Origin of the sequence: Microbispora sp. NPDC088329, from assembly GCF_040685655.1 — a bacterium.
In the GTDB taxonomy this organism is placed as follows: domain Bacteria; phylum Actinomycetota; class Actinomycetes; order Streptosporangiales; family Streptosporangiaceae; genus Microbispora.
The window spans coordinates 20,533-39,388 of the sequence record NZ_JBFBIP010000008.1; the positions used below are offsets into that span (position 1 = coordinate 20,533).

The window sequence follows — 18,856 nt, forward strand, 5'->3', positions numbered from 1 at the left end:
GCCACACATTGACTGCCGGATCGGTAATATCGATCGTTAGCTCGCATGCCGGTCCATAGTCGCCAGAAGAGTACAAAGGTCATCTGTGTCCAACGAATCGTTGCCCCGCGGCCCTGAATCCGGGCTCGCGGGAAGTGCCCGGGGCAGAGTCAGGCTCGCACGCGGGGTGTCCCCGTGGCTGGCTCCGACCGCCGCGGCGGCGGCCGTCACCGCCGTCCTCACCAGCAGGTCGCCCCGTTGGGCGCTGGCCGCGGCGCCGCTCGCCGCCCTCACCGGCGGGATGCTGTGGTTCTTCCGCGATCCCGAGCGCGTGCCGGGCGAGGGCAGGCTCATCTCGCCCGCCGACGGCGTCGTGCAGAGCATCGACCCGTGGCCGGACGGCCGCACCCGGGTCGCGATCTTCATGAGCCCGCTGAACGTCCACGTCAACCGGGCTCCCGCGGCCGGCACGGTCACCGCGGTCGAGCACGTGCCCGGCGGCTTCGTGCCCGCGTTCAACAAGGACAGCGACAAAAACGAGCGTGTCGTCTGGCATTTCGACACCGCGCTCGGGGACATCGAGATGGTGCAGATCGCCGGCGCCGTCGCGCGCCGCATCGTGCCGTACCTGTTCGCGGGCGCGAAGGTCGTCCAGGGCGAGCGGGTCGGGCTGATTCGTTTCGGCTCCCGGGTGGACGTCTATCTGCCCGAGGGCATCGTGCCGGCGGTCACCGTCGGCACCCGGACCGTCGCGGGGGTGACGCGCCTTGACCACGTCTGATCTCGGGTCTGATTTCGGGGCCGAAGCCGCCTGGCCGGTGGAGGACGCGCCCGAGGAGCCACGCGGGCCCGTCGGCAAGGCCTTCCGCCTGTCGGCCGCCGACTCTCTGTCCCTCGGAAACGCCCTCAGCGGCTTTCTCGCCGTCTGCGTGCTCGCCTGGTCGGCGATCAGCAACCTGCAGAACGACGTCAAGTTCGTCCCCGATCCGCGCTTCTTCGGAACCGCCGTCGTGCTGCTGCTCATCGGAGCGACCTGCGACCTTTTCGACGGCCTGGTGGCGAGGAAGTTCCGCGCGTCCGCCATGGGCGCGGAGCTGGACAACCTCGCCGATGTGATCAGCTTCGGCTTCGCGCCGGCCTTCATGGTCATGATCTGGGCCGGATTCTCCGGCAAGGTCCCCCTGTGGCTGGTGCTGTGCGCGGCCGGGTCCGTCCTGCTCGCCGGCGTCGTACGGCTGGCCCGCTTCGCCTGCGTGAAGACCAAGAGCGGCGACTTCATGGGCCTGCCGATCCCGATGGGCGCGATGACCGTGGTGTCGATCGTGCTGCTCTTCCAGCCGAACTACATCACCATGGCCGCCATCTTCGCGGTGGCCTGGCTCATGGTCAGCCGCATCGAGTATCCCAAGCCGAAGGGCAACCTGGCCGCCGTCGTGCTGGGCTGGATGCTGATCAACGTGGCGTGCCTGACGATCTGGGCGGCCGGTCTCGCCGGCGGCGACCAGCTGATCAAGGTGGGCGCCACGATGCAGATCGCGATCGTGTCCGCCATTCCACTTCGCGTTCTCATGTTCAAACAGCAGCAGCGCAGGGAACGACGCTCGGAGAACGCGGGCTGACGTCGTCGCACGGACAGGGCCCCGGTCGGCTGGGGCCCGCCACCTTGGGCCCGGGCCAATCACGTGGAGATAACGCCTAGTCCAATGGAGCCCTGGTCGCCATGCCTCGTGAGCACACCCGGACGTACTTTCTCGGCAAGCTGGCTCGTGAGCTCGAGCTGCGGGGGCTGGAGGCGTCCCTGCGCCCCGACCCGCCGTCGCTGAAGGTCCGGGACCCGGACGCGGCGCTGTTCACCGAGACCGTGGACTGCGTCGCGATGTCGGACGGCTGGTTCTACCGCTGGTCCTGGGGCGACGTGGTGGAGAGCGCGGAGGAGCCCGCTCTCGCGGCCGACCGCATCGTCAAGGTCTTCACCACCGGCGAGCCCCGGCCGCACCCTGCCCTTGGCGACGCCTGACGGGTCGCACCCTGCCCTTGGCGACGCCTGACGGGTCGCACCCTGCCCTTGGCGACGCCTGACGGGTCGCACCCTGCCCTTGGCGACGCCTGACCGGGCTCTCGGCGGAGCCCGGCCGGTCCGCTCCCCGTCAGAGGCGGATCCACTCCGTCGCCGTGGTGACCTTGTCCAGGACGTCCGGGAGGGGATCCACGCCCAGCCCCGGGCCGTCCGGCACGTCGAGGTGCCCGCCGTCCAGCTCGAACGGCGGGGTCACGTCGGTGTGGAAGTAGCGCCGGGAGGCGGAGGTGTCGCCCGGGAGCGTGAAGCCGGGCAGCGCGGCCAGCGCGAGGTTGGCCGCCCGGCCGATGCCGGTCTCCAGCATGCCGCCGCACCACACCGCGACGCCGTGGGCGCGGCACAGGTCGTGGATGCGCCGGGCCTCCAGGTACCCGCCCACCCGCCCCGGCTTGATGTTGATCACAGAGCAGGCGCCGAGGCTGATCGCCGCCGCCGCGTGGGCTGCCGATTCGACGGACTCGTCGAGGCAGATCGGCGTGCGGATCGACCGGGCGAGCCGGGCGTGCTGCACGAGGTCGTCGTCGGCCAGCGGCTGCTCGATCAGCAGGAGATCGAAGTCGTCGAGCCTGGCCAGGTGCCGGGCGTCCGCGAGCGTGTACGCCGCGTTGGCGTCCACCTGGAGCAGCAGGTCCTCCCCGAACCGCTCACGGACCGCGCGGACCGGCGTCACGTCCCACCCCGGTCCGATCTTCAGCTTGACCCGTACGTATCCCTCCGCGACGTACGCGCCGACGGTGTCGAGCAGTTCGTCCACCGAGCCCGAGATCCCGACCGAGACACCGCAGGGGACGCGGTCGCGGGTGGCGCCGAGGTATCGGGCGAAGGACTCGCCGGTGATCCGGAGCGACGCGTCGAGCACCGCGGTCTCCAGCGCCGCCTTGGCCATCCGGTGGCCCTTGAACGGCGCGAGGGCGGGGCCGACGGCCTGGGGATCCAGCCTGCGGGGGAGCGCGGGAATCAGGAAACGCCGCAGCACGTCGGCCGCCGCGTCCACGTACTCGGAGGAGTACAACGGCTCGGACATGGCGACGCACTCGCCCCAGCCTTCGGCCTCCGGCGTCACCACCCGCACCAGCAGGACATCGCGTGCGGTCTCGGTGCCGAACGACGTCCGGAACGGCGCGACGAGCGGCATCGCGATCCGGCGCAGTTCGATTCCAGTGATCTCCATGAGGTGCCCGGCTCCAGGGAAGGGACGGTGTGCGCCGTTCACTATACGGACGTTTCAGACCACCAGTCCGAGCAGGAGCACGCAGCAGAACGACACCACGGAGATGACCGTCTCCATGATCGACCAGCTTCTGATCGTCTCGCCGACCGACATCCCGAGATACTCCTTGACCAGCCAGAACCCGGCATCGTTCACGTGGGAGAAGAACAGCGACCCGGCGCCGATGGCGAGCACGAGCAGGGCGACGTGCGCGGGGGACTGGCCGGCGGCCAGTGGCGCGGCGATCCCGGCGGCGGAGATCGTGGCGACCGTGGCGGAACCGGTGGCCAGCCGGATCCCGACGGCGATCAGCCAGCCGAGCACGAGCACGGGCACGTTCGCGCCCTGCGCGGCCTCGCCGATGACCTTGCCGACACCCGAGTCGACCAGGGTCTCCTTGAATCCTCCGCCCGCGCCGACGATGAGCAGGATCCCGGCGATCGGCGGCAGTGAGCCGGCGATCGCCGAGGAGATCCGGGCCCGGCCGAAGCCCGCGGCGCGGCCCAGCGTGAACATCGCCACGAGCACCCCGATCAGCAGGGCCACGAGGGGAGTGCCGAGGACGTCGAACACGGTGCGCACCGCGTGGTCCTCCGGCAGGACGATCTCCGCGACGGCCCGGCCCAGCATGAGCACGACCGGCAGCAGGATCGTGGCCACCGTGACGCCGAAGCCCGGCCGGGGGCGGTCCGCGTCCTCCGGCGCCGTGTCCCCGGGCTCCTGGACCTGCTCGCGTTCGAGCCGATCGGGCGGCGCCGGCCGCACCCATCGGGCGGCGAACCTGGCGAACAGCGGGCCGGACACGATCACCGTCGGGATCGCCACCAGCAGGCCGAGCCCGAGCGTGAGCCCGAGGTCGGCCTTGAGCGTGTCGATCGCGACCAAGGGCCCGGGATGCGGGGGCACCAGGCCGTGCAGGACGGACAGGCCCGCCAGGGCGGGGACCGCGATCAGCAGCAGCGGGCGGCCGCTGCGCCGGGCCACCAGCAGGATGACGGGCATCAGCAGGACCAGCCCGATCTCGAAGAACATCGGCAGACCGATGAGCACCGCGATCAGCGTCATCGCCCACGGCAGCGCCCGGTCGCCGCTGCGGCGCAGGATGCCGTCGACGATCTCCTCGGCGCCGCCCGAGTCGGCCAGCAGCTTGCCCAGCATCGCCCCGAGGGCGATGAGCACGCCGACGCCGGCCACGGTCGAGCCGAGCCCGCCGGAGAAGCTGTCGATCAGCTTCTCCGGGGCCATGCCGGCCACCAGGCCGAGCACCCCCGAGCCGAGCGCGAGGGCGAGGAACGGGTGGGCCCGCAGCTTCGTGATCAGCAGCACGATGACCGCGATGCCGGCCAGGGCGGCCACGATGAGGCGGGTGTCGTGGCCGCTCCACGCGGCCGCGCTCGCGAGGGGGGTCACGAGGGGGGTCATCTGGGGGCTCCTCCGACGGTTCGTGCGGTAGCCGCTGCCCCGCAGGAGCCCCCTGAATCACGCGGACCGGATCAAGCGCCCGGCCGGGTATGCGTCACCAGCCGCGGGCCTTCCACTCGGGCAGGTGCGGCCGCTCGGCGCCGAGGGTGGTGTCCCTGCCGTGGCCGGGGTAGACCCATGTCTCGTCCGGCAGGCGGTCGAAGATCCGCTCGACCACGTCCGTGAACAGCTGCTCGAACCGCGCCGGGTCCTTCTGCGTGTTGCCGACGCCGCCGGGGAACAGGGAGTCGCCGGTGAACAGGTGGCGGTCCTGGTAGAGCAGCGCGATCGAACCGGGCGTGTGGCCGCGCAGGTGGATGACGTCCAGCGTCACCACGCCGACCGTGACCCGGTCGCCGTGCTCGACCTCCCTGGTCACCGTCACCGGCAGCTCGGGGGCGTCGAGAGGGTGGGCGACGGTCTGCGCGCCGGTGGCCCGGGCGACGTCCTCCAGGGCCCCCCAGTGGTCGGGGTGCCGGTGAGTGGTCACGATCGAGCTGATCGGCATGTCGCCGATGAGTTCGAGCAGCCGGTCGGGCTCGGCCGCCGCGTCGACCAGCAGCCCGTCGCCGGTCTCGGCGCACCGCAGCAGGTACGCGTTGTTGCCGAAGTCGCCGACCTCGATCTTCGAGATCGTCAGCCCCGGGATCTCTCGTACGTCGGCGGGCCCGCCCTTGGTGACGTCTCCGGTGTAAGTCATGATCGTTTCCTTTTCTGCTACTGGACGGCGGACTGCTCTAGTAGGCGGTGGGCGGCCAGGACGACGGAGGCTCGGAGGGCAGCCCCGCCGGGGACGGCTTCGGCCAGGCCGGCGGGGTCGGCACCCCCCCGGCCGCGTCGCGGCGTGGGCGCGCCTGCGGCGAGCCGAGGAGCCGCAGCCCCGCGCCGTCGGTCCTGCCGGCGAGCCACGCGAGCAGCTCGCGCGGCGTCCCCTCCACGACCGGGCCCTCGCCGAGTCCCGTCCAGGTCCGCACGACCTCGCCGGTGCCCGGCTCGCGGGCGACGACCTCGCTCACCGGGCTCTCGCCGCCGAGCCAGAGCATCGTGTCGTACAGCTCTCGTCTCACGTACGTTTCCGGCCAGTCGGCCCATCCGTAGCCTGCCCCGAGGTCGGCGTGGTGCACCTCGACCTCCCTGAGACGGCGGATCGGGACGTACCAGGCGGGGTGCTCGGGCGGGGTCATCCCCGAGACCGGCGCGGTCCACGCCTCGGCGGGCATCCGCCCGGCCGCCGCCGCGAACCGCTCGGCACTGTCGCGCAGGTCGGCGAGCTGTTCGGCGGCCGGGCGGGCGGCGCCCGCCTCGATTCCGGCCTCGCGGGCCCGCGCCGAGGCGTACTGCGGGGTGCGCACCCCGGTGCGTGCCCACTCCAGCAGGTTGACACAGCTGTCGGCGTTGCGGGCGATGTGCGCGAGCACGTGTCCCCTCGTCCAGCCGGGCAGCAGGGACGGCGCGCGCAGATCCTCGTCGGTGAGGCGGGCGGCGGTCGCCAGCAGGCGTTCGGTCGCCTCGGCCAGCTCTCGCTCGATCTCGTCGGTAACGGACATGGAAAGAATCATGGACCCTGGAGTCCCCTGCCGCCGTCCACGGGCGCGCGGGGGAAGAGGACGGCGCTCCCGGCGGTTGTATGAGCAGGGGTTTCGCGCGGAAGACAGGCACGGGTTTGACGAAGCTCATACCCTGGTTCACGGAGCGTGTCCCACGAAGCACGCGGGGCCGCCCCCTCCGGCCGCCGGACGACGCCCCCCGAAATTGTCGGTGGCTCTGGATAGCCTGCCCGTGCACCTCCATTCACCTCATCGACCTATCGGGACCACCGTGGCTGACCGCCTGATCGTGCGTGGCGCACGCGAACACAACCTGAAGGACGTCTCGCTCGATCTCCCGCGAGACGCTCTGATCGTCTTCACCGGGCTCTCGGGCTCCGGCAAGTCCAGCCTGGCCTTCGACACGATCTTCGCCGAGGGACAGCGGCGGTACGTGGAGTCCCTGTCCGCGTACGCCCGGCAGTTCCTGGGCCAGATGGACAAGCCCGACGTCGACTTCATCGAGGGCCTGTCCCCGGCCGTCTCCATCGACCAGAAGTCCACCAGCCGCAACCCCCGTTCGACCGTCGGCACGATCACCGAGGTCTACGACTACCTGCGGCTGCTGTGGGCGCGCATCGGCAAGCCGCACTGCCCGCAGTGCGGCCGCCCGATCGCCCGCCAGACGCCGCAGCAGATCGTGGACCGTGTGCTCGAACTGGAGGAGGGCACCCGGTTCCAGGTCCTCGCCCCGATCGTCCGCGGCCGCAAGGGTGAGTACGCCGAGCTGTTCCGCGAGCTGCAGACCAAGGGCTACGCCCGGGCCCGGGTCGACGGCACCATCGTGCGGCTGGAGGAGCCGCCCACGCTCAAGAAGTACGAGAAGCACGACATCGAGGTGATCGTCGACCGCCTGTCGGTCAAGGAGAGCGCGCGGCGCAGGCTCACCGACTCTGTGGAGACCGCGCTGCAGCTGTCCGGCGGCACGATCACGCTCGATTTCGTCGACCTTCCGGACGACGACCCCAACCGTGAGCGCTTCTACTCCGAGCACCTCTACTGCCCCTACGACGACCTGTCGTTCGAGGAGCTGGAGCCCAGGTCGTTCTCGTTCAACTCGCCGTTCGGCGCCTGCCCCGAGTGCACCGGCCTCGGCACCCGCATGGAGGTCGACCCCGACCTCCTCGTGCCCGACCCCGAGCGCACGCTCGGCGACGGCGCGATCAGCCCGTGGGCGAACGGCCACACCAGTGACTACTTCGTGCGGCTGCTGGAGGCGCTGGGCAACGCGCTCGGCTTCGACCTCGACACCCCGTGGGAGCGGCTGTCGAAGAAGGCACAGAAGGCGATCCTGCACGGCCACGACGAGCAGGTCCACATCCGCTACAGCAACCGGTACGGCAGGCAGCGCTCGTACTACACCGACTTCGAGGGCGTGATCCCCTGGGTCCAGCGCCGGCACGCCGAGTCGGAGAGCGACGCCAGCCGGGAGCGGTTCGAGGGCTTCATGCGCGAGGTGCCCTGCCCGGCCTGCAAGGGCCGCCGCCTCAAGCCGGTCTCGCTGGCCGTGACCGTCGGTGACGCCTCGATCGCCGAGGTCTCGGGGATGTCGATCGCCGACTGCGCCAAGTTCCTCACCGGCCTGCGGCTGTCGGAGCGGGACATGCACATCGCCGAGCGGGTGGTCAAGGAGATCAACGCCCGGCTGGGCTTCCTGCTCGACGTCGGCCTCGACTACCTCACGCTCGACCGCGCCGCCGGCACGCTCGCCGGTGGCGAGGCGCAGCGGATCAGGCTGGCCACGCAGATCGGCTCCGGCCTGGTCGGCGTGCTGTACGTGCTGGACGAGCCGTCCATCGGACTGCATCAGCGGGACAACCAGCGGCTGCTGGAGACGTTGATCCGGCTGCGCGACATGGGCAACACGCTGATCGTGGTCGAGCACGACGAGGACACGATCGCCGCCGCCGACTGGGTGGTCGACATCGGCCCCGGCGCGGGCGAGCACGGCGGCCAGGTCGTCGTGTCCGGCACCGTGCAGGACCTGCTCGCCAGCGAGGAGTCGCTGACCGGGGCGTACCTGTCGGGCCGCAAGGCGATCACGGCGCCGGAGATCCGGCGCCCGCGGGACAAGAAGCGGCAGCTCGTGGTGAAGGGCGCCCGTGAGCACAACCTGAAGGGGGTGGACGTCGAGTTCCCGCTCGGCGTCTTCACCGCTGTCACCGGCGTCTCGGGGTCCGGCAAGTCGACGCTGGTCAACGACATCCTGTACGCCGCGCTGGCCAAGGAGCTGAACGGCGCGAAGACCGTGCCCGGCCGGCATTCCCGGGTCGTCGGCACCGACCTGGTGGACAAGGTCGTCCACGTCGACCAGTCGCCGATCGGCCGCACGCCGAGGTCCAACCCGGCGACGTACACGGGCGTCTTCGACCACGTGCGCAAGCTGTTCGCGGCCACCACCGAGGCGAAGGTCCGCGGTTACCTGCAGGGCCGGTTCAGCTTCAACGTCAAGGGCGGGCGCTGCGAAGCGTGCGCCGGCGACGGCACCATCAAGATCGAGATGAACTTCCTGCCGGACGTCTACGTCCCCTGTGAGGTCTGTCACGGCGCCCGCTACAACCGCGAGACGCTGGAGGTCCATTACAAGGGCAAGACGATCTCCGAGGTCCTCGACATGCCGATCGAGGAGGCGCTGGAGTTCTTCGACGCGATCCCCGCCATCCGCCGCCACCTGAAGACCCTCAACGACGTCGGTCTCGGGTACGTGCGGCTTGGCCAGCCGGCGACCACGCTGTCCGGCGGCGAGGCGCAGCGGGTGAAGCTCGCCTCCGAGCTGCAGCGCCGTTCGACCGGCCGCACCGTGTACGTGCTGGACGAGCCCACCACCGGCCTGCACTTCGAGGACATCCGGCGGCTTCTCGGCGTGCTCAACCGGCTCGTGGACGCCGGCAATACGGTGATCGTCATCGAGCACAACCTCGACGTGATCAAGACCGCCGACTGGATCGTCGACATGGGGCCCGAGGGCGGGTCCGGGGGCGGCAGGGTCATCGCCGCCGGCACGCCCGAGGAGGTCGCCAGGGTCGAGGAGAGCCACACCGGGGCCTTCCTCCGCAAGATCTTGGGCGTATGAGTATTCGTCTCATTATTTCTCCCTACTCTTCTCCTTCCGACCGCGTCACCCCGAACCCTCCACGGGGAGATGGCCGCATCTGAGAGCACAGGGTGACGCGTCGCGCAGGGGAAGGCCCGGGGACCGTGGACGTCCCGGGCTGCCGCACAAGGAAGAAGGATGAGCATGACGGATACGACACGCCGGGCCGTGATCTTCGGCGCCGGAGGCGCCGGGCTGGCCGTGGCGCTGAGCGCGTGCGGCGCCTCAGACGGGGACGACACGACGGCGTCGGCCGGCCAGGGCGGTGCGTCCGAGGGTGGTCAGGCGGCGCAGGCCGGGGGTGAGATCGCGAAGACCGCCGACATCCCCGAAGGTGGCGGCAAGGTCTTCAAGGACAAGGACGTCGTCGTCACCCAGCCGGCGGCCGGCGAGTTCAAGGCGTTCAGCGCGACCTGCACCCACCAGGGCTGCCCGGTCGCCAGCGTCGCGAACAACGAGATCGTCTGCCCCTGCCACGGCAGCAAGTTCAGCGCCAAGGACGGCTCCGTGACCAACGGCCCGGCGACCAAGCCGCTCGCCGAGAAGAAGATCACAGTGAGCGGCGACAGCATCACCCTCGCCTGACGGGGGCCGGCGGGTCCGCCGTCCCGGCGGACCCGCCGGCCCGGATCGTCGGCAGGGATCGTCGGCAGGGATTGTCAGCAGGGCCCAGTAGTCTTTGGGTGTGGCGGATCCGGCAACCTATCGACCGGCGCCCGGATCGATTCCCGAGTCGCCAGGCGTCTATCGCTTCCGCGACCCGGGCGGCCGGGTGATCTACGTGGGCAAGGCGAAGAGCCTGCGGCAACGGCTCAACTCATACTTCGCGGACTTCGCCGGCCTGCACCCGCGGACGCAGACCATGCTCACGACCGCGGCGTCCGTGGACTGGACGGTGGTCGGCACCGAGGTCGAGGCGCTCCAGCTCGAATACTCCTGGATCAAGGAGTTCGACCCCCGGTTCAACGTCAAGTACCGCGACGACAAGTCGTACCCGTACCTGGCCGTGACGATGGGGGAGGACTTCCCCCGGGTGCAGGTGATGCGCGGGGCCAAGCGGAAGGGCACCCGCTACTTCGGCCCCTACTCGCACGCCTGGGCCATCCGGGAGACCGTCGACCTGCTGCTGCGCGTCTTCCCCGTGCGGACGTGCTCGGCCGGGGTCTTCAAGCGGGCAGGGCAGATCGGGCGGCCCTGCCTGCTGGGATACATCGACAAGTGCTCCGCGCCCTGCGTCGGCCGGGTCACCCCGGACGAGCATCGCGCCCTCGCCGAGGACTTCTGCGACTTCATGGCCGGCAACACCGGCCGCTTCATCAAGCGGCTGGAGCGCGAGATGCGTGAGGCGGCCGCGGTGGAGGAGTACGAGCGGGCCGCGCGGCTGCGCGACGACATCCAGGCGCTGCAGCGGGCCCTGGAGAAGCAGACGGTGGTGCTCGGCGACGACACCGACTGCGACGTGATCGCCCTGGCCGAGGATCCGCTGGAGGCTGCGGTCCAGGTCTTCTACGTGCGCGGCGGCCGCATCCGCGGCCAGCGTGGCTGGGTGGTCGACAAGGTCGAGGAGGCCACTCCCGGCGAGCTGGTGGAGCAGTTCCTGCTCCAGATGTACGGCGAGGCGGCGATTCCCCGCGAGATCCTCGTGCCGGCGCGGCCCCCGGACGAGGCCGCGCTGATCGAGCTGCTGAGCGAGCAGCGGGGTTCCCGCGTCGACCTGCGCGTTCCCCAGCGCGGCGACAAGAAGAGCCTCATGGAGACCGTTGAGCGCAACGCCAAGGAGTCGCTCGCGCAGCACAAGCTGCGCCGTGCGAGCGACCTGACCACGCGCAGCCTGGCCCTGCAGGAGATCGCCGACGCCCTCGACCTCGATCAGGCGCCGCTGCGGATCGAGTGCTACGACGTGTCGCACATCCAGGGTGAGAACGTCGTGGCCTCGATGGTGGTCTTCGAGGACGGGCTGGCCCGCAAGAGCGAGTACCGCCGTTTCTCCATCAGGACGACGGAAGGCGACGTCGCCTCGATATACGAGGTCATCTGCCGGCGGTTCAAGCGTTACCTGGAGGAGCGGGCGGCGACGGGGGAGCTGGACGCGGAGACGTACGACGCGGCCGGGCATGACGGGGCGGGCTACGACGGGGCAGAGCACGAGGGGGCGGGGCGCGGCGGCGCGGCGACGCCGATCGACCCGGAGACGGGCCGTCCCCGCAAGTTCGCCTACCCGCCCAACCTGGTCGTGGTGGACGGCGGCCCGGCGCAGGCGGCGGCCGCCCAGCGCGCCCTCGACGAGCTCGGCATCGACGACGTCGCGGTGTGCGGGCTGGCCAAGCGGCTGGAGGAGGTCTGGCTGCCCGGCGACGACCAGCCGGTGATCCTGCCGCGCAGCAGCGAGGGCCTCTACCTGTTACAACGCGTCCGCGACGAAGCGCACAGGTTCGCTATCACCTACCATCGGACGAAGAGGTCGAAATCGCTCAAGGAGAGCGCGCTTGACCAGGTGCCGGGCCTCGGTCCGGCACGCCGTCAGGCCCTGCTGCGTCACTTCGGTTCGGTGAAGCGGCTGCGGGAGGCGAGCGCCGAGGAGATCCGCGAGGTCCCCGGCATCGGCCGCGCGACCGCCGAGGCCATCGTCGCGGCGCTGCGCGGTGAAAGCCCGTCCCCGGCGGGGCAGGGGTCGTGACGTGTCCGCGCCGGCGTCGTGGCACGTTCCGTCCCAGGCAGGGCAGCAGGAAGGGCGCCGTGGGAGTCGCCCGGCGCGGCGGTGGCGCGATCAGGTGAAGAGGTGTCATGCTCCGGCACCAGAGAGTCGTTCCCGCGGGGGAACGGGCCCGGTTTCCGATGGGGGTCGGCCACCCCGGCGTGGGTGGCGGAAAGCGGACGGGGCTGACGTTGGGCGGGCTGACATGGGCGGCAGGACGGTGAGCGGGCGATGAGCACGACTGAGCCGGCATTCGTGGTGATCACCGGAATGTCGGGGGCGGGGCGCAGCACCGCCGCGAAGTCTCTGGAGGACCTCGGCTGGTACGTGATCGACAACCTGCCGCCGGGGCTGCTGTCCTCGCTCGCCGAGGAGGCCGGCCGGGTGAACATGGCGACCGACCGCGTCGCCGCCGTGGTCGACGTGCGCAGCCTCGCCTTCACCACCGACCTCAACGCGGCCATCGAGGAACTCGACGGGCGCGGTGTCGGCGTCCGGGTGGTGTTCCTCGAGGCGAGCGACGAGGAACTGGTCCGCAGGTTCGAGAACGTCCGGCGTCCCCACCCCCTCCAGGGTGACGGGCGGCTCGTCGACGGGATCGACCGCGAGCGCGGCATCCTGCGCGAGGTCCGTGCCAACGCCGACCTCGTCATCGACACGTCCCTGCTGAACGTGCACGAGCTGCGCAAGAAGATCGTGTCGTTCTTCGGCGGCGAGGACCGCCCGGGACTCAAGGTCAACGTGGTGTCCTTCGGCTACAAGTACGGCCTGCCGGTCGACGCCGACCTCGTCGTGGACTGCCGGTTCCTGCCCAACCCCCACTGGGTGCCGGAGCTGCGGCCGATGAACGGGCTCGACGCGCCCGTGCGCGACTACGTGCTCAGCCAGCCCGGGGCCAAGGAGTTCCTCGACGGATACGAGGAGGTTCTCGGCGTCGTCGCCGCCGGATACACGCGTGAGGGCAAGGGCTACGCGACTCTCGCCGTGGGCTGCACCGGAGGAAAGCACCGCAGCGTCGCGATGGCCGAGCAACTCGGCGCCCGCCTGCGGGAGCGCGGCATGGACGTCCAGGTCAGCCACCGGGACGTGGGCCGCGAGTGACGGTCGCCGCCCGGGCCTGTCCGCGTCGGCCCGGCGAGGGCTGATCGCGGCGTCACAGGCCCGCGGCGCGAACCCAGGACGCCGGGGCGGCGGGACGGACCATGCCCGATTGCCGCGTCTTCACGCGGGTAGCGGGAGCCCGGCGCACAGGTGGATCACGCGAGGGGCGGGCTGCCCCTTTCAGGGCGTACGGTGGCGGGCATGCGGCCCGTGGCCGGTCCGGGCCCGCGCGACGGCCGCCGAGGCGCGCGGCCGGTTCCGGCCACGGCGACCGGGTGAGCGTGACAGATCAGCACGACCTGAGCGCCACGGCTCCGCAGAGCGGTGCCCGTGGCGAGCGCGAGGAGGACGATGAAGGACCCCGCCCCGGACCCCGCGGACCCCTCCGTCCCCGATCATCCCCGCAAGTCCCCCACCGTCGGCGCATCGATGCTCCCTCCGCACTCCGTAACCGCCGCCGCGAGCGGTCCCAGGGTCGTCGCTCTCGGCGGCGGCCACGGCCTGTACGCCTCCCTGTCGGCCCTGAGGACCGTCACGGACGACCTGACGGCCGTGGTGACGGTCGCGGACGACGGCGGCTCCAGCGGGCGTCTCAGGCGTGAGCTGGGGGTTCTGCCGCCCGGCGACCTGCGGATGGCGCTCGCGGCTCTGTGCGGCGACGACGAGTGGGGCAAGACATGGAGCGAGGTCGTCCAGCACCGCTTCAGGAGCGAGGGCGAACTGCACGGTCACGCCGTCGGCAACCTGCTCATCGTCGCGCTCTGGGAACTGCTCGGTGATCCCGTCGTGGGCCTGGAGTGGGTGGGCCGGCTGCTCGGCGCGCACGGCCGGGTGCTGCCCATGGCCTCCGTGCCGCTCGACATCCAGGCGGAGGTCGATCTGGACGGGACGATCGCGACGGTGCGCGGGCAGGTCGCCTGCGCGCTGACGCCAGGGCGGGTGCGCTCCATCTCGCTGCTGCCGTCCGATCCGCCCGCCTGTCCGCAGGCGATCGAGGCGATCGAGGCGGCCGACTGGGTGGTGTTCGGGCCGGGCTCCTGGTTCACCAGCGTCCTGCCCCATCTCAAAGTGCCGGAACTGGCCCGGGCGCTGCACGAGACGAGCGCCAGGCGGCTGGTGATCCTCAACCTCGCGCCGCAGGCGGGGGAGACCGACGGCTTCTCGCCGGAACGGCACCTGGAGGTGCTCAGGGAGCACGCCCCCGCCCTGGTCGTCGACGCGGTGGTCGCCGACGGCGGGGTGGTCGCCGATCCGAGGGCTCTGGAGAAGGCGGCGCACGCGATGGGCGGCCGGGTCGTTTTGGCCGATGTGGCCGCCTCTGACGGATCCGACCGGCACGACGGACCACGTCTTGCCGCTGTCCTGGATGAGATTTTCCGTGAGAAGCGGTGATTGCGTGCTCACCAGGTGCGAGAGACTGACGGGCAGAGTCTGTTTGGGGGAGGACACGCGCTGATGGCCATGACGGGTGTGGTGAAAGACGAGCTGAGCCGCCTTCCGGTGCTCAAGCCCTGTTGCCGGAAGGCGGAGGTCTCCACGCTGCTGCGCTTCGCCAGCGGGCTGCACCTGGTGGGCGGGCGCATCGTGATCGAGGCCGAGCTCGACACCAACGCCACCGCCCGCAGGTTGATCAAGGACATCGGCGAGGTCTTCGGGCACAAGGCCGAGGTGCTGGTGCTGGCGCCCGCGGGGCTGCGCAAGGGCTCGCGCTACGTCGTGCGCGTCTACAAGGACGGCGAGGCGCTGGCCAGGCAGACCGGCCTGATCGACAACCACGGGCGCCCCGTGCGCGGGCTGCCCCGGCAGGTCGTCTCCGGGGCCACCTGTGACGCCGAGGCGGCCTGGCGGGGCGCGTTCCTCGCGCACGGCTCGCTGACCGAGCCCGGCCGGTCGATGTCGCTGGAGGTGACCTGTCCCGGCCCTGAGGCGGCGCTGGCCCTGGTCGGCTCGGCGCGGCGACTGAAGATCCACGCCAAGGCCCGGGAGGTGCGCGGTGTCGACCGCGTGGTGGTGCGCGACGGCGACGCGATCAGCGCGTTGCTGACCCGGCTCGGCGCGCACGACAGCGTGCTGGCCTGGGAGGAGCGGCGGATGCGCCGCGAGGTGCGGGCCACCGCCAACCGCCTGGCCAACTTCGACGACGCGAACCTGCGCAGGTCGGCCCGGGCGGCCGTCGCCGCCGGGGCGAGGGTGCAGCGGGCGCTGGAGATCCTCGGCGACGACGCCCCCGAGCACCTGGTGATCGCGGGCCGGCTGCGGGTGGAGCACAAGCAGGCGTCCCTGGAGGAGCTCGGCCAGATCGCCGACCCGCCGCTCACGAAGGACGCCATCGCCGGGCGCATCCGGCGCCTGCTCGCGATGGCCGACAAGCGTGCCCAGGACCTCGGCATCGCCAACACCGAAGCCAACCTCACCGCCGACATGCTGGCGCAGTAGCGCTCGGAGCACGCCGCGCGCCGCCGGTTCGCCTCCGGCGGCCGCGCGACGCCCGGGCGGGAAAGGGCCCGCTCACGGGCCCGTCCGGCCTGACACGCCGTCAAAGTGCGGGCCGGTGGTCTACACCAATTTGGGTCCGATAAGGTCTGTCATTGAGGTTTAACACAGCCCTGGCGCCGGTACACCGGCGCACGACGTACGAGGAGATCGGATCCGTGAGCATCCGCGTAGGCGTCAACGGCTTCGGCCGTATCGGCCGCAACTTCTGGCGCGCTGTGGCGGCCAGCGGCAAGGACATCGAGGTCGTCGCCGTCAACGACCTCACCGACAACGCCACGCTGGCCCACCTGCTGAAGTACGACAGCATCCTGGGCCGCCTGCCGTACGAGGTCAAGTCCTCGGCGGACGAGATCACCGTTGACGGCAAGGCGATCAAGGCGTTCGCCGAGCGCGACCCCGCCAAGCTGCCCTGGGGCGACCTCGGGGTGGACGTGGTCGTCGAGTCGACCGGTCTGTTCACCGACGCCACCAAGGCCAAGGTGCACGCCGACAACGGCGCGAAGAAGGTCATCATCTCCGCTCCGGCGAAGAACGAAGACGTGACGATCGTCATGGGCGTCAACCACGAGAAGTACGACCCGGCCGCTCACACGATCATCTCCAACGCCTCCTGCACCACCAACTGCCTGGCCCCGATGGCCAAGGTCATCAACGACACCTTCGGTATCGAGAAGGGTCTGATGACCACCATCCACGCCTACACGCAGGACCAGAACCTGCAGGACGGCCCGCACAAGGACCTGCGCCGCGCCCGCGCCGCCGCGCTGAACATCGTCCCGACCTCCACCGGCGCCGCCAAGGCCATCGGCCTGGTCCTGCCGGAGCTGAAGGGCAAGCTCGACGGCTACGCGCTGCGCGTGCCGATCCCGACGGGCTCGGCCACCGACCTCACGGTCGAGGTGCGCAACGAGACCAGCGTCGAGGAGGTCAACGCCGCGATCAAGGCCGCCGCCGAGGGCGCGCTCAAGGGCTACCTCAGCTACACCGAGGACGAGATCGTCTCCAGCGACATCGTCACCGACCCGTCGTCCTGCATCTTCGACGCCGGCCTCACCAAGGTCATCGGCAACCAGGTCAAGGTCGTCGGCTGGTACGACAACGAGTGGGGCTACTCCAACCGCCTCGTGGACCTCATCGAGTACGTGGGCGCCTCGCTCTGATGATCGGAATCGACGAGCTCGACGTGAAGGGCCGGCGCGTGTTCGTGCGCGCCGACCTCAACGTCCCCCTCGACGGGGAGACGATCACCGACGACGGCCGCATCCGGGCGTCGGTGCCGACCATCAAGAAGCTGGTCGAGCGCGGCGCCCGGGTCGTCGTCGCCGCCCACCTCGGCCGCCCCAAGGGCTCGGTCACGCCGAAGTACTCGCTCGCCCCGGTCTCCCGGCGGCTGGCCGAGCTGCTCGGCGAGGACGTGGCGTTCGCCACCGACGTGGTCGGCGAGTCCGCGCAGAGCGTGGTGGCGGGCCTGCGGGACGGGCAGGTCGCCCTCCTGGAGAACCTGCGCTTCGAGCCGGGCGAGGAGTCCAAGGACGACGCGGTCAGGGGCGAGTTCGCCGGCAAGCTGGCCGCCCTCGCCGAGCTCTACGTGGGCGACGGCTTCGGCGCGGTGCACCGCAAGCACGCCAGCGTCTACGACCTGCCCAAGCGGCTGCCGCACGCGGCGGGCGACCTCGTCCTCGCCGAGGTCGAGGTGCTGCGCAAGCTCACCGAGGACCCGGCCAGGCCGTACGTCGTCGTGCTGGGCGGCGCGAAGGTCTCCGACAAGCTCGGCGTGATCGCGAACCTGCTGTCCAAGGTGGACCGCCTGCTCATCGGCGGCGGCATGGCCTACACCTTCCTCAAGGCCCAGGGCCACGAGGTGGGCAAGTCCCTGCTGCAGGAGGACCAGATCGACCAGGTCAAGGGCTTCCTCGAGGAGGCGGCCTCCCGCGGCGTCGAGCTGGTGCTGCCGCTGGACGTGCTGGCCGCGACCGAGTTCGGTCCCGACGCGCCGCACGAGGTCGTGGACGCCACCGCGATCCCGGCCGACCGCGAGGGCCTCGACATCGGCCCCCGCACCCGTGAGCTGTTCGCCTCGAAGCTGGCCGACGCCCAGACCGTGTTCTGGAACGGCCCGATGGGCGTGTTCGAGTTCGACGCGTTCTCCGGCGGCACCCGTGCCGTCGCCCAGGCGCTGGTCGACTCCAAGGCGTTCACCGTGGTCGGCGGCGGCGACTCGGCGGCGGCCGTGCGCAGGCTCGGCCTGCCCGAGGACGGCTTCTCGCACATTTCCACCGGTGGCGGCGCGAGCCTCGAGTACCTCGAAGGCAAGACGCTGCCCGGACTCGCGGCGCTGGAGGAGTAGATGTCCCGCAAGCCGCTGTTCGCCGGCAACTGGAAGATGAACCTCAACCACCTCGAGGCCATCAATCTGGTGCAGAAGCTGGCGTTCACGCTGACCGACCGCGACTACGACAAGGCGGACGTCGCGGTCATCCCGCCGTTCACCGACCTGCGTAGCGTGCAGACGCTGGTGGACGCCGACAAGCTCCGCATCGCCTACGGCGCGCAGGACCTGTCGGCGAAGGACTCCGGGGCGTACACCGGGGAGATCTCCGGGGCGATGCTCGGCAAGCTCGGCTGCACCTATGTGCTCGTCGGGCACTCGGAGCGGCGGCAGTACCACGCCGAGGACGAGGCCCTGTGCAACGCCAAGGTCAAGGCCGCCTACCGGCACTCGCTGACGCCCATCCTGTGCGTGGGCGAGGGGCTGCCGGTGCGCCAGGAGGGCCGTCACGTCGAGCACACGCTGGCGCAGCTCGACGGCGCGCTCGAGGGCGTCCCGGCCGAGCAGGCGAAGTCCATCGTGATCGCGTACGAGCCGGTCTGGGCGATCGGCACCGGCGAGGTCGCCACCCCGAAGGACGCCCAAGAGGTGTGCGGCGCGATCCGGGTGCGACTCGCCGAGCTTTACGGTGACGATGTGGCCTCTGTTGTCCGTATCCTTTACGGTGGCTCGGTGAAGTCGGACAACGTCGCCGGCATCATGGCGGAGGCCGACATCGACGGCGCCCTCGTGGGAGGGGCCAGCCTCGATGCGGGAGAATTCGCCAAGATCTGCCGATTCGGCGAGACTTCCAGCTAGCTGAGCCGTTCGGGGGGTGCGACTTGACAA

At 70.8% G+C, this 18,856-nt stretch carries 16 protein-coding genes; 12 read left to right on the top strand and 4 right to left on the bottom strand.

Annotated elements, in window-relative coordinates:
* The first annotated feature begins 100 nt into the window (after positions 1–100).
* From AB0O28_RS16970 to AB0O28_RS16980, 3 genes are all read left to right on the top strand, one after another.
* The gene (locus AB0O28_RS16970; protein ID WP_363641420.1) at positions 101–760 is read left to right on the top strand and encodes a phosphatidylserine decarboxylase; all 660 of its coding nucleotides are present in this window, start codon (positions 101–103) and stop codon (positions 758–760) included.
* Positions 747–1,598, top strand: coding sequence for a CDP-diacylglycerol--serine O-phosphatidyltransferase (pssA, locus tag AB0O28_RS16975; protein ID WP_363641017.1), 852 nt, complete (start codon positions 747–749; stop codon positions 1,596–1,598). The genes AB0O28_RS16970 and pssA overlap by 14 nt, the downstream gene beginning before the upstream one ends.
* 101 nt (positions 1,599–1,699) lie before the next feature.
* Positions 1,700–1,996 carry a hypothetical protein gene (locus AB0O28_RS16980; protein ID WP_030507339.1) on the top strand — a complete coding sequence of 99 codons (297 nt, stop codon included), beginning with the start codon at positions 1,700–1,702 and terminating at the stop codon, positions 1,994–1,996.
* A 130-nt stretch (positions 1,997–2,126) separates the two neighbouring features.
* Here the strand turns inward: AB0O28_RS16980 and menC are convergent, their stop codons facing one another.
* The 4 genes from menC to AB0O28_RS17000 all read right to left on the bottom strand — a co-directional run bounded on the left by menC (position 2,127) and on the right by AB0O28_RS17000 (position 6,274).
* Positions 2,127–3,227, bottom strand: a complete 1,101-nt coding sequence (gene menC, locus AB0O28_RS16985) for an o-succinylbenzoate synthase (RefSeq protein WP_363641019.1) — start codon at positions 3,225–3,227, stop codon at positions 2,127–2,129.
* Between the two features lie 54 nt (positions 3,228–3,281).
* A complete protein-coding gene (locus AB0O28_RS16990) occupies positions 3,282–4,688 on the bottom strand; it encodes a gluconate:H+ symporter (RefSeq protein ID WP_363641021.1) in 1,407 nt (468 codons plus the stop codon).
* Positions 4,689–4,782: 94 nt separating this feature from the next.
* Positions 4,783–5,427 (bottom strand): MBL fold metallo-hydrolase, encoded by a 645-nt coding sequence (locus AB0O28_RS16995; protein ID WP_363641023.1) that lies wholly within the window; start codon positions 5,425–5,427, stop codon positions 4,783–4,785.
* A gap of 37 nt (positions 5,428–5,464) precedes the next feature.
* Positions 5,465–6,274, bottom strand: a complete 810-nt coding sequence (locus tag AB0O28_RS17000) for a maleylpyruvate isomerase family mycothiol-dependent enzyme (RefSeq protein WP_363641025.1) — start codon at positions 6,272–6,274, stop codon at positions 5,465–5,467.
* 271 nt (positions 6,275–6,545) lie between these two features.
* On the opposite strand from AB0O28_RS17000, the gene uvrA reads away from it, so the two are divergent.
* The 9 genes from uvrA to tpiA all read left to right on the top strand — a co-directional run bounded on the left by uvrA (position 6,546) and on the right by tpiA (position 18,826).
* Positions 6,546–9,386 carry an excinuclease ABC subunit UvrA gene (gene uvrA, locus AB0O28_RS17005; protein ID WP_363641027.1) on the top strand — a complete coding sequence of 947 codons (2,841 nt, stop codon included), beginning with the start codon at positions 6,546–6,548 and terminating at the stop codon, positions 9,384–9,386.
* A 165-nt stretch (positions 9,387–9,551) separates the two neighbouring features.
* Entirely contained in the window at positions 9,552–9,992 is a 441-nt protein-coding gene (locus AB0O28_RS17010) for a Rieske (2Fe-2S) protein (RefSeq protein WP_363641029.1), read from the top strand.
* A 100-nt stretch (positions 9,993–10,092) separates the two neighbouring features.
* Positions 10,093–12,084, top strand: a complete 1,992-nt coding sequence (gene uvrC, locus AB0O28_RS17015; protein WP_363641031.1) for an excinuclease ABC subunit UvrC — start codon at positions 10,093–10,095, stop codon at positions 12,082–12,084.
* A gap of 249 nt (positions 12,085–12,333) precedes the next feature.
* Positions 12,334–13,203, top strand: coding sequence for an RNase adapter RapZ (rapZ, locus tag AB0O28_RS17020; protein ID WP_346228915.1), 870 nt, complete (start codon positions 12,334–12,336; stop codon positions 13,201–13,203).
* A gap of 429 nt (positions 13,204–13,632) precedes the next feature.
* Entirely contained in the window at positions 13,633–14,595 is a 963-nt protein-coding gene (gene yvcK / locus AB0O28_RS17025) for a uridine diphosphate-N-acetylglucosamine-binding protein YvcK (RefSeq protein ID WP_363641422.1), read from the top strand.
* A 63-nt stretch (positions 14,596–14,658) separates the two neighbouring features.
* Complete coding sequence (whiA, locus tag AB0O28_RS17030; protein ID WP_079319876.1) at positions 14,659–15,639, top strand: DNA-binding protein WhiA; 981 nt, start codon at positions 14,659–14,661, stop codon at positions 15,637–15,639.
* 215 nt (positions 15,640–15,854) lie between these two features.
* The gene (gene gap / locus AB0O28_RS17035) at positions 15,855–16,859 is read left to right on the top strand and encodes a type I glyceraldehyde-3-phosphate dehydrogenase (protein WP_363641034.1); all 1,005 of its coding nucleotides are present in this window, start codon (positions 15,855–15,857) and stop codon (positions 16,857–16,859) included.
* The gene (locus tag AB0O28_RS17040; RefSeq protein ID WP_363641036.1) at positions 16,859–18,046 is read left to right on the top strand and encodes a phosphoglycerate kinase; all 1,188 of its coding nucleotides are present in this window, start codon (positions 16,859–16,861) and stop codon (positions 18,044–18,046) included. The genes gap and AB0O28_RS17040 overlap by 1 nt, the downstream gene beginning before the upstream one ends.
* Positions 18,047–18,826, top strand: coding sequence for a triose-phosphate isomerase (gene tpiA, locus AB0O28_RS17045; RefSeq protein WP_363641038.1), 780 nt, complete (start codon positions 18,047–18,049; stop codon positions 18,824–18,826). It abuts the gene before it with no gap.
* Positions 18,827–18,856 lie beyond the last annotated feature (30 nt).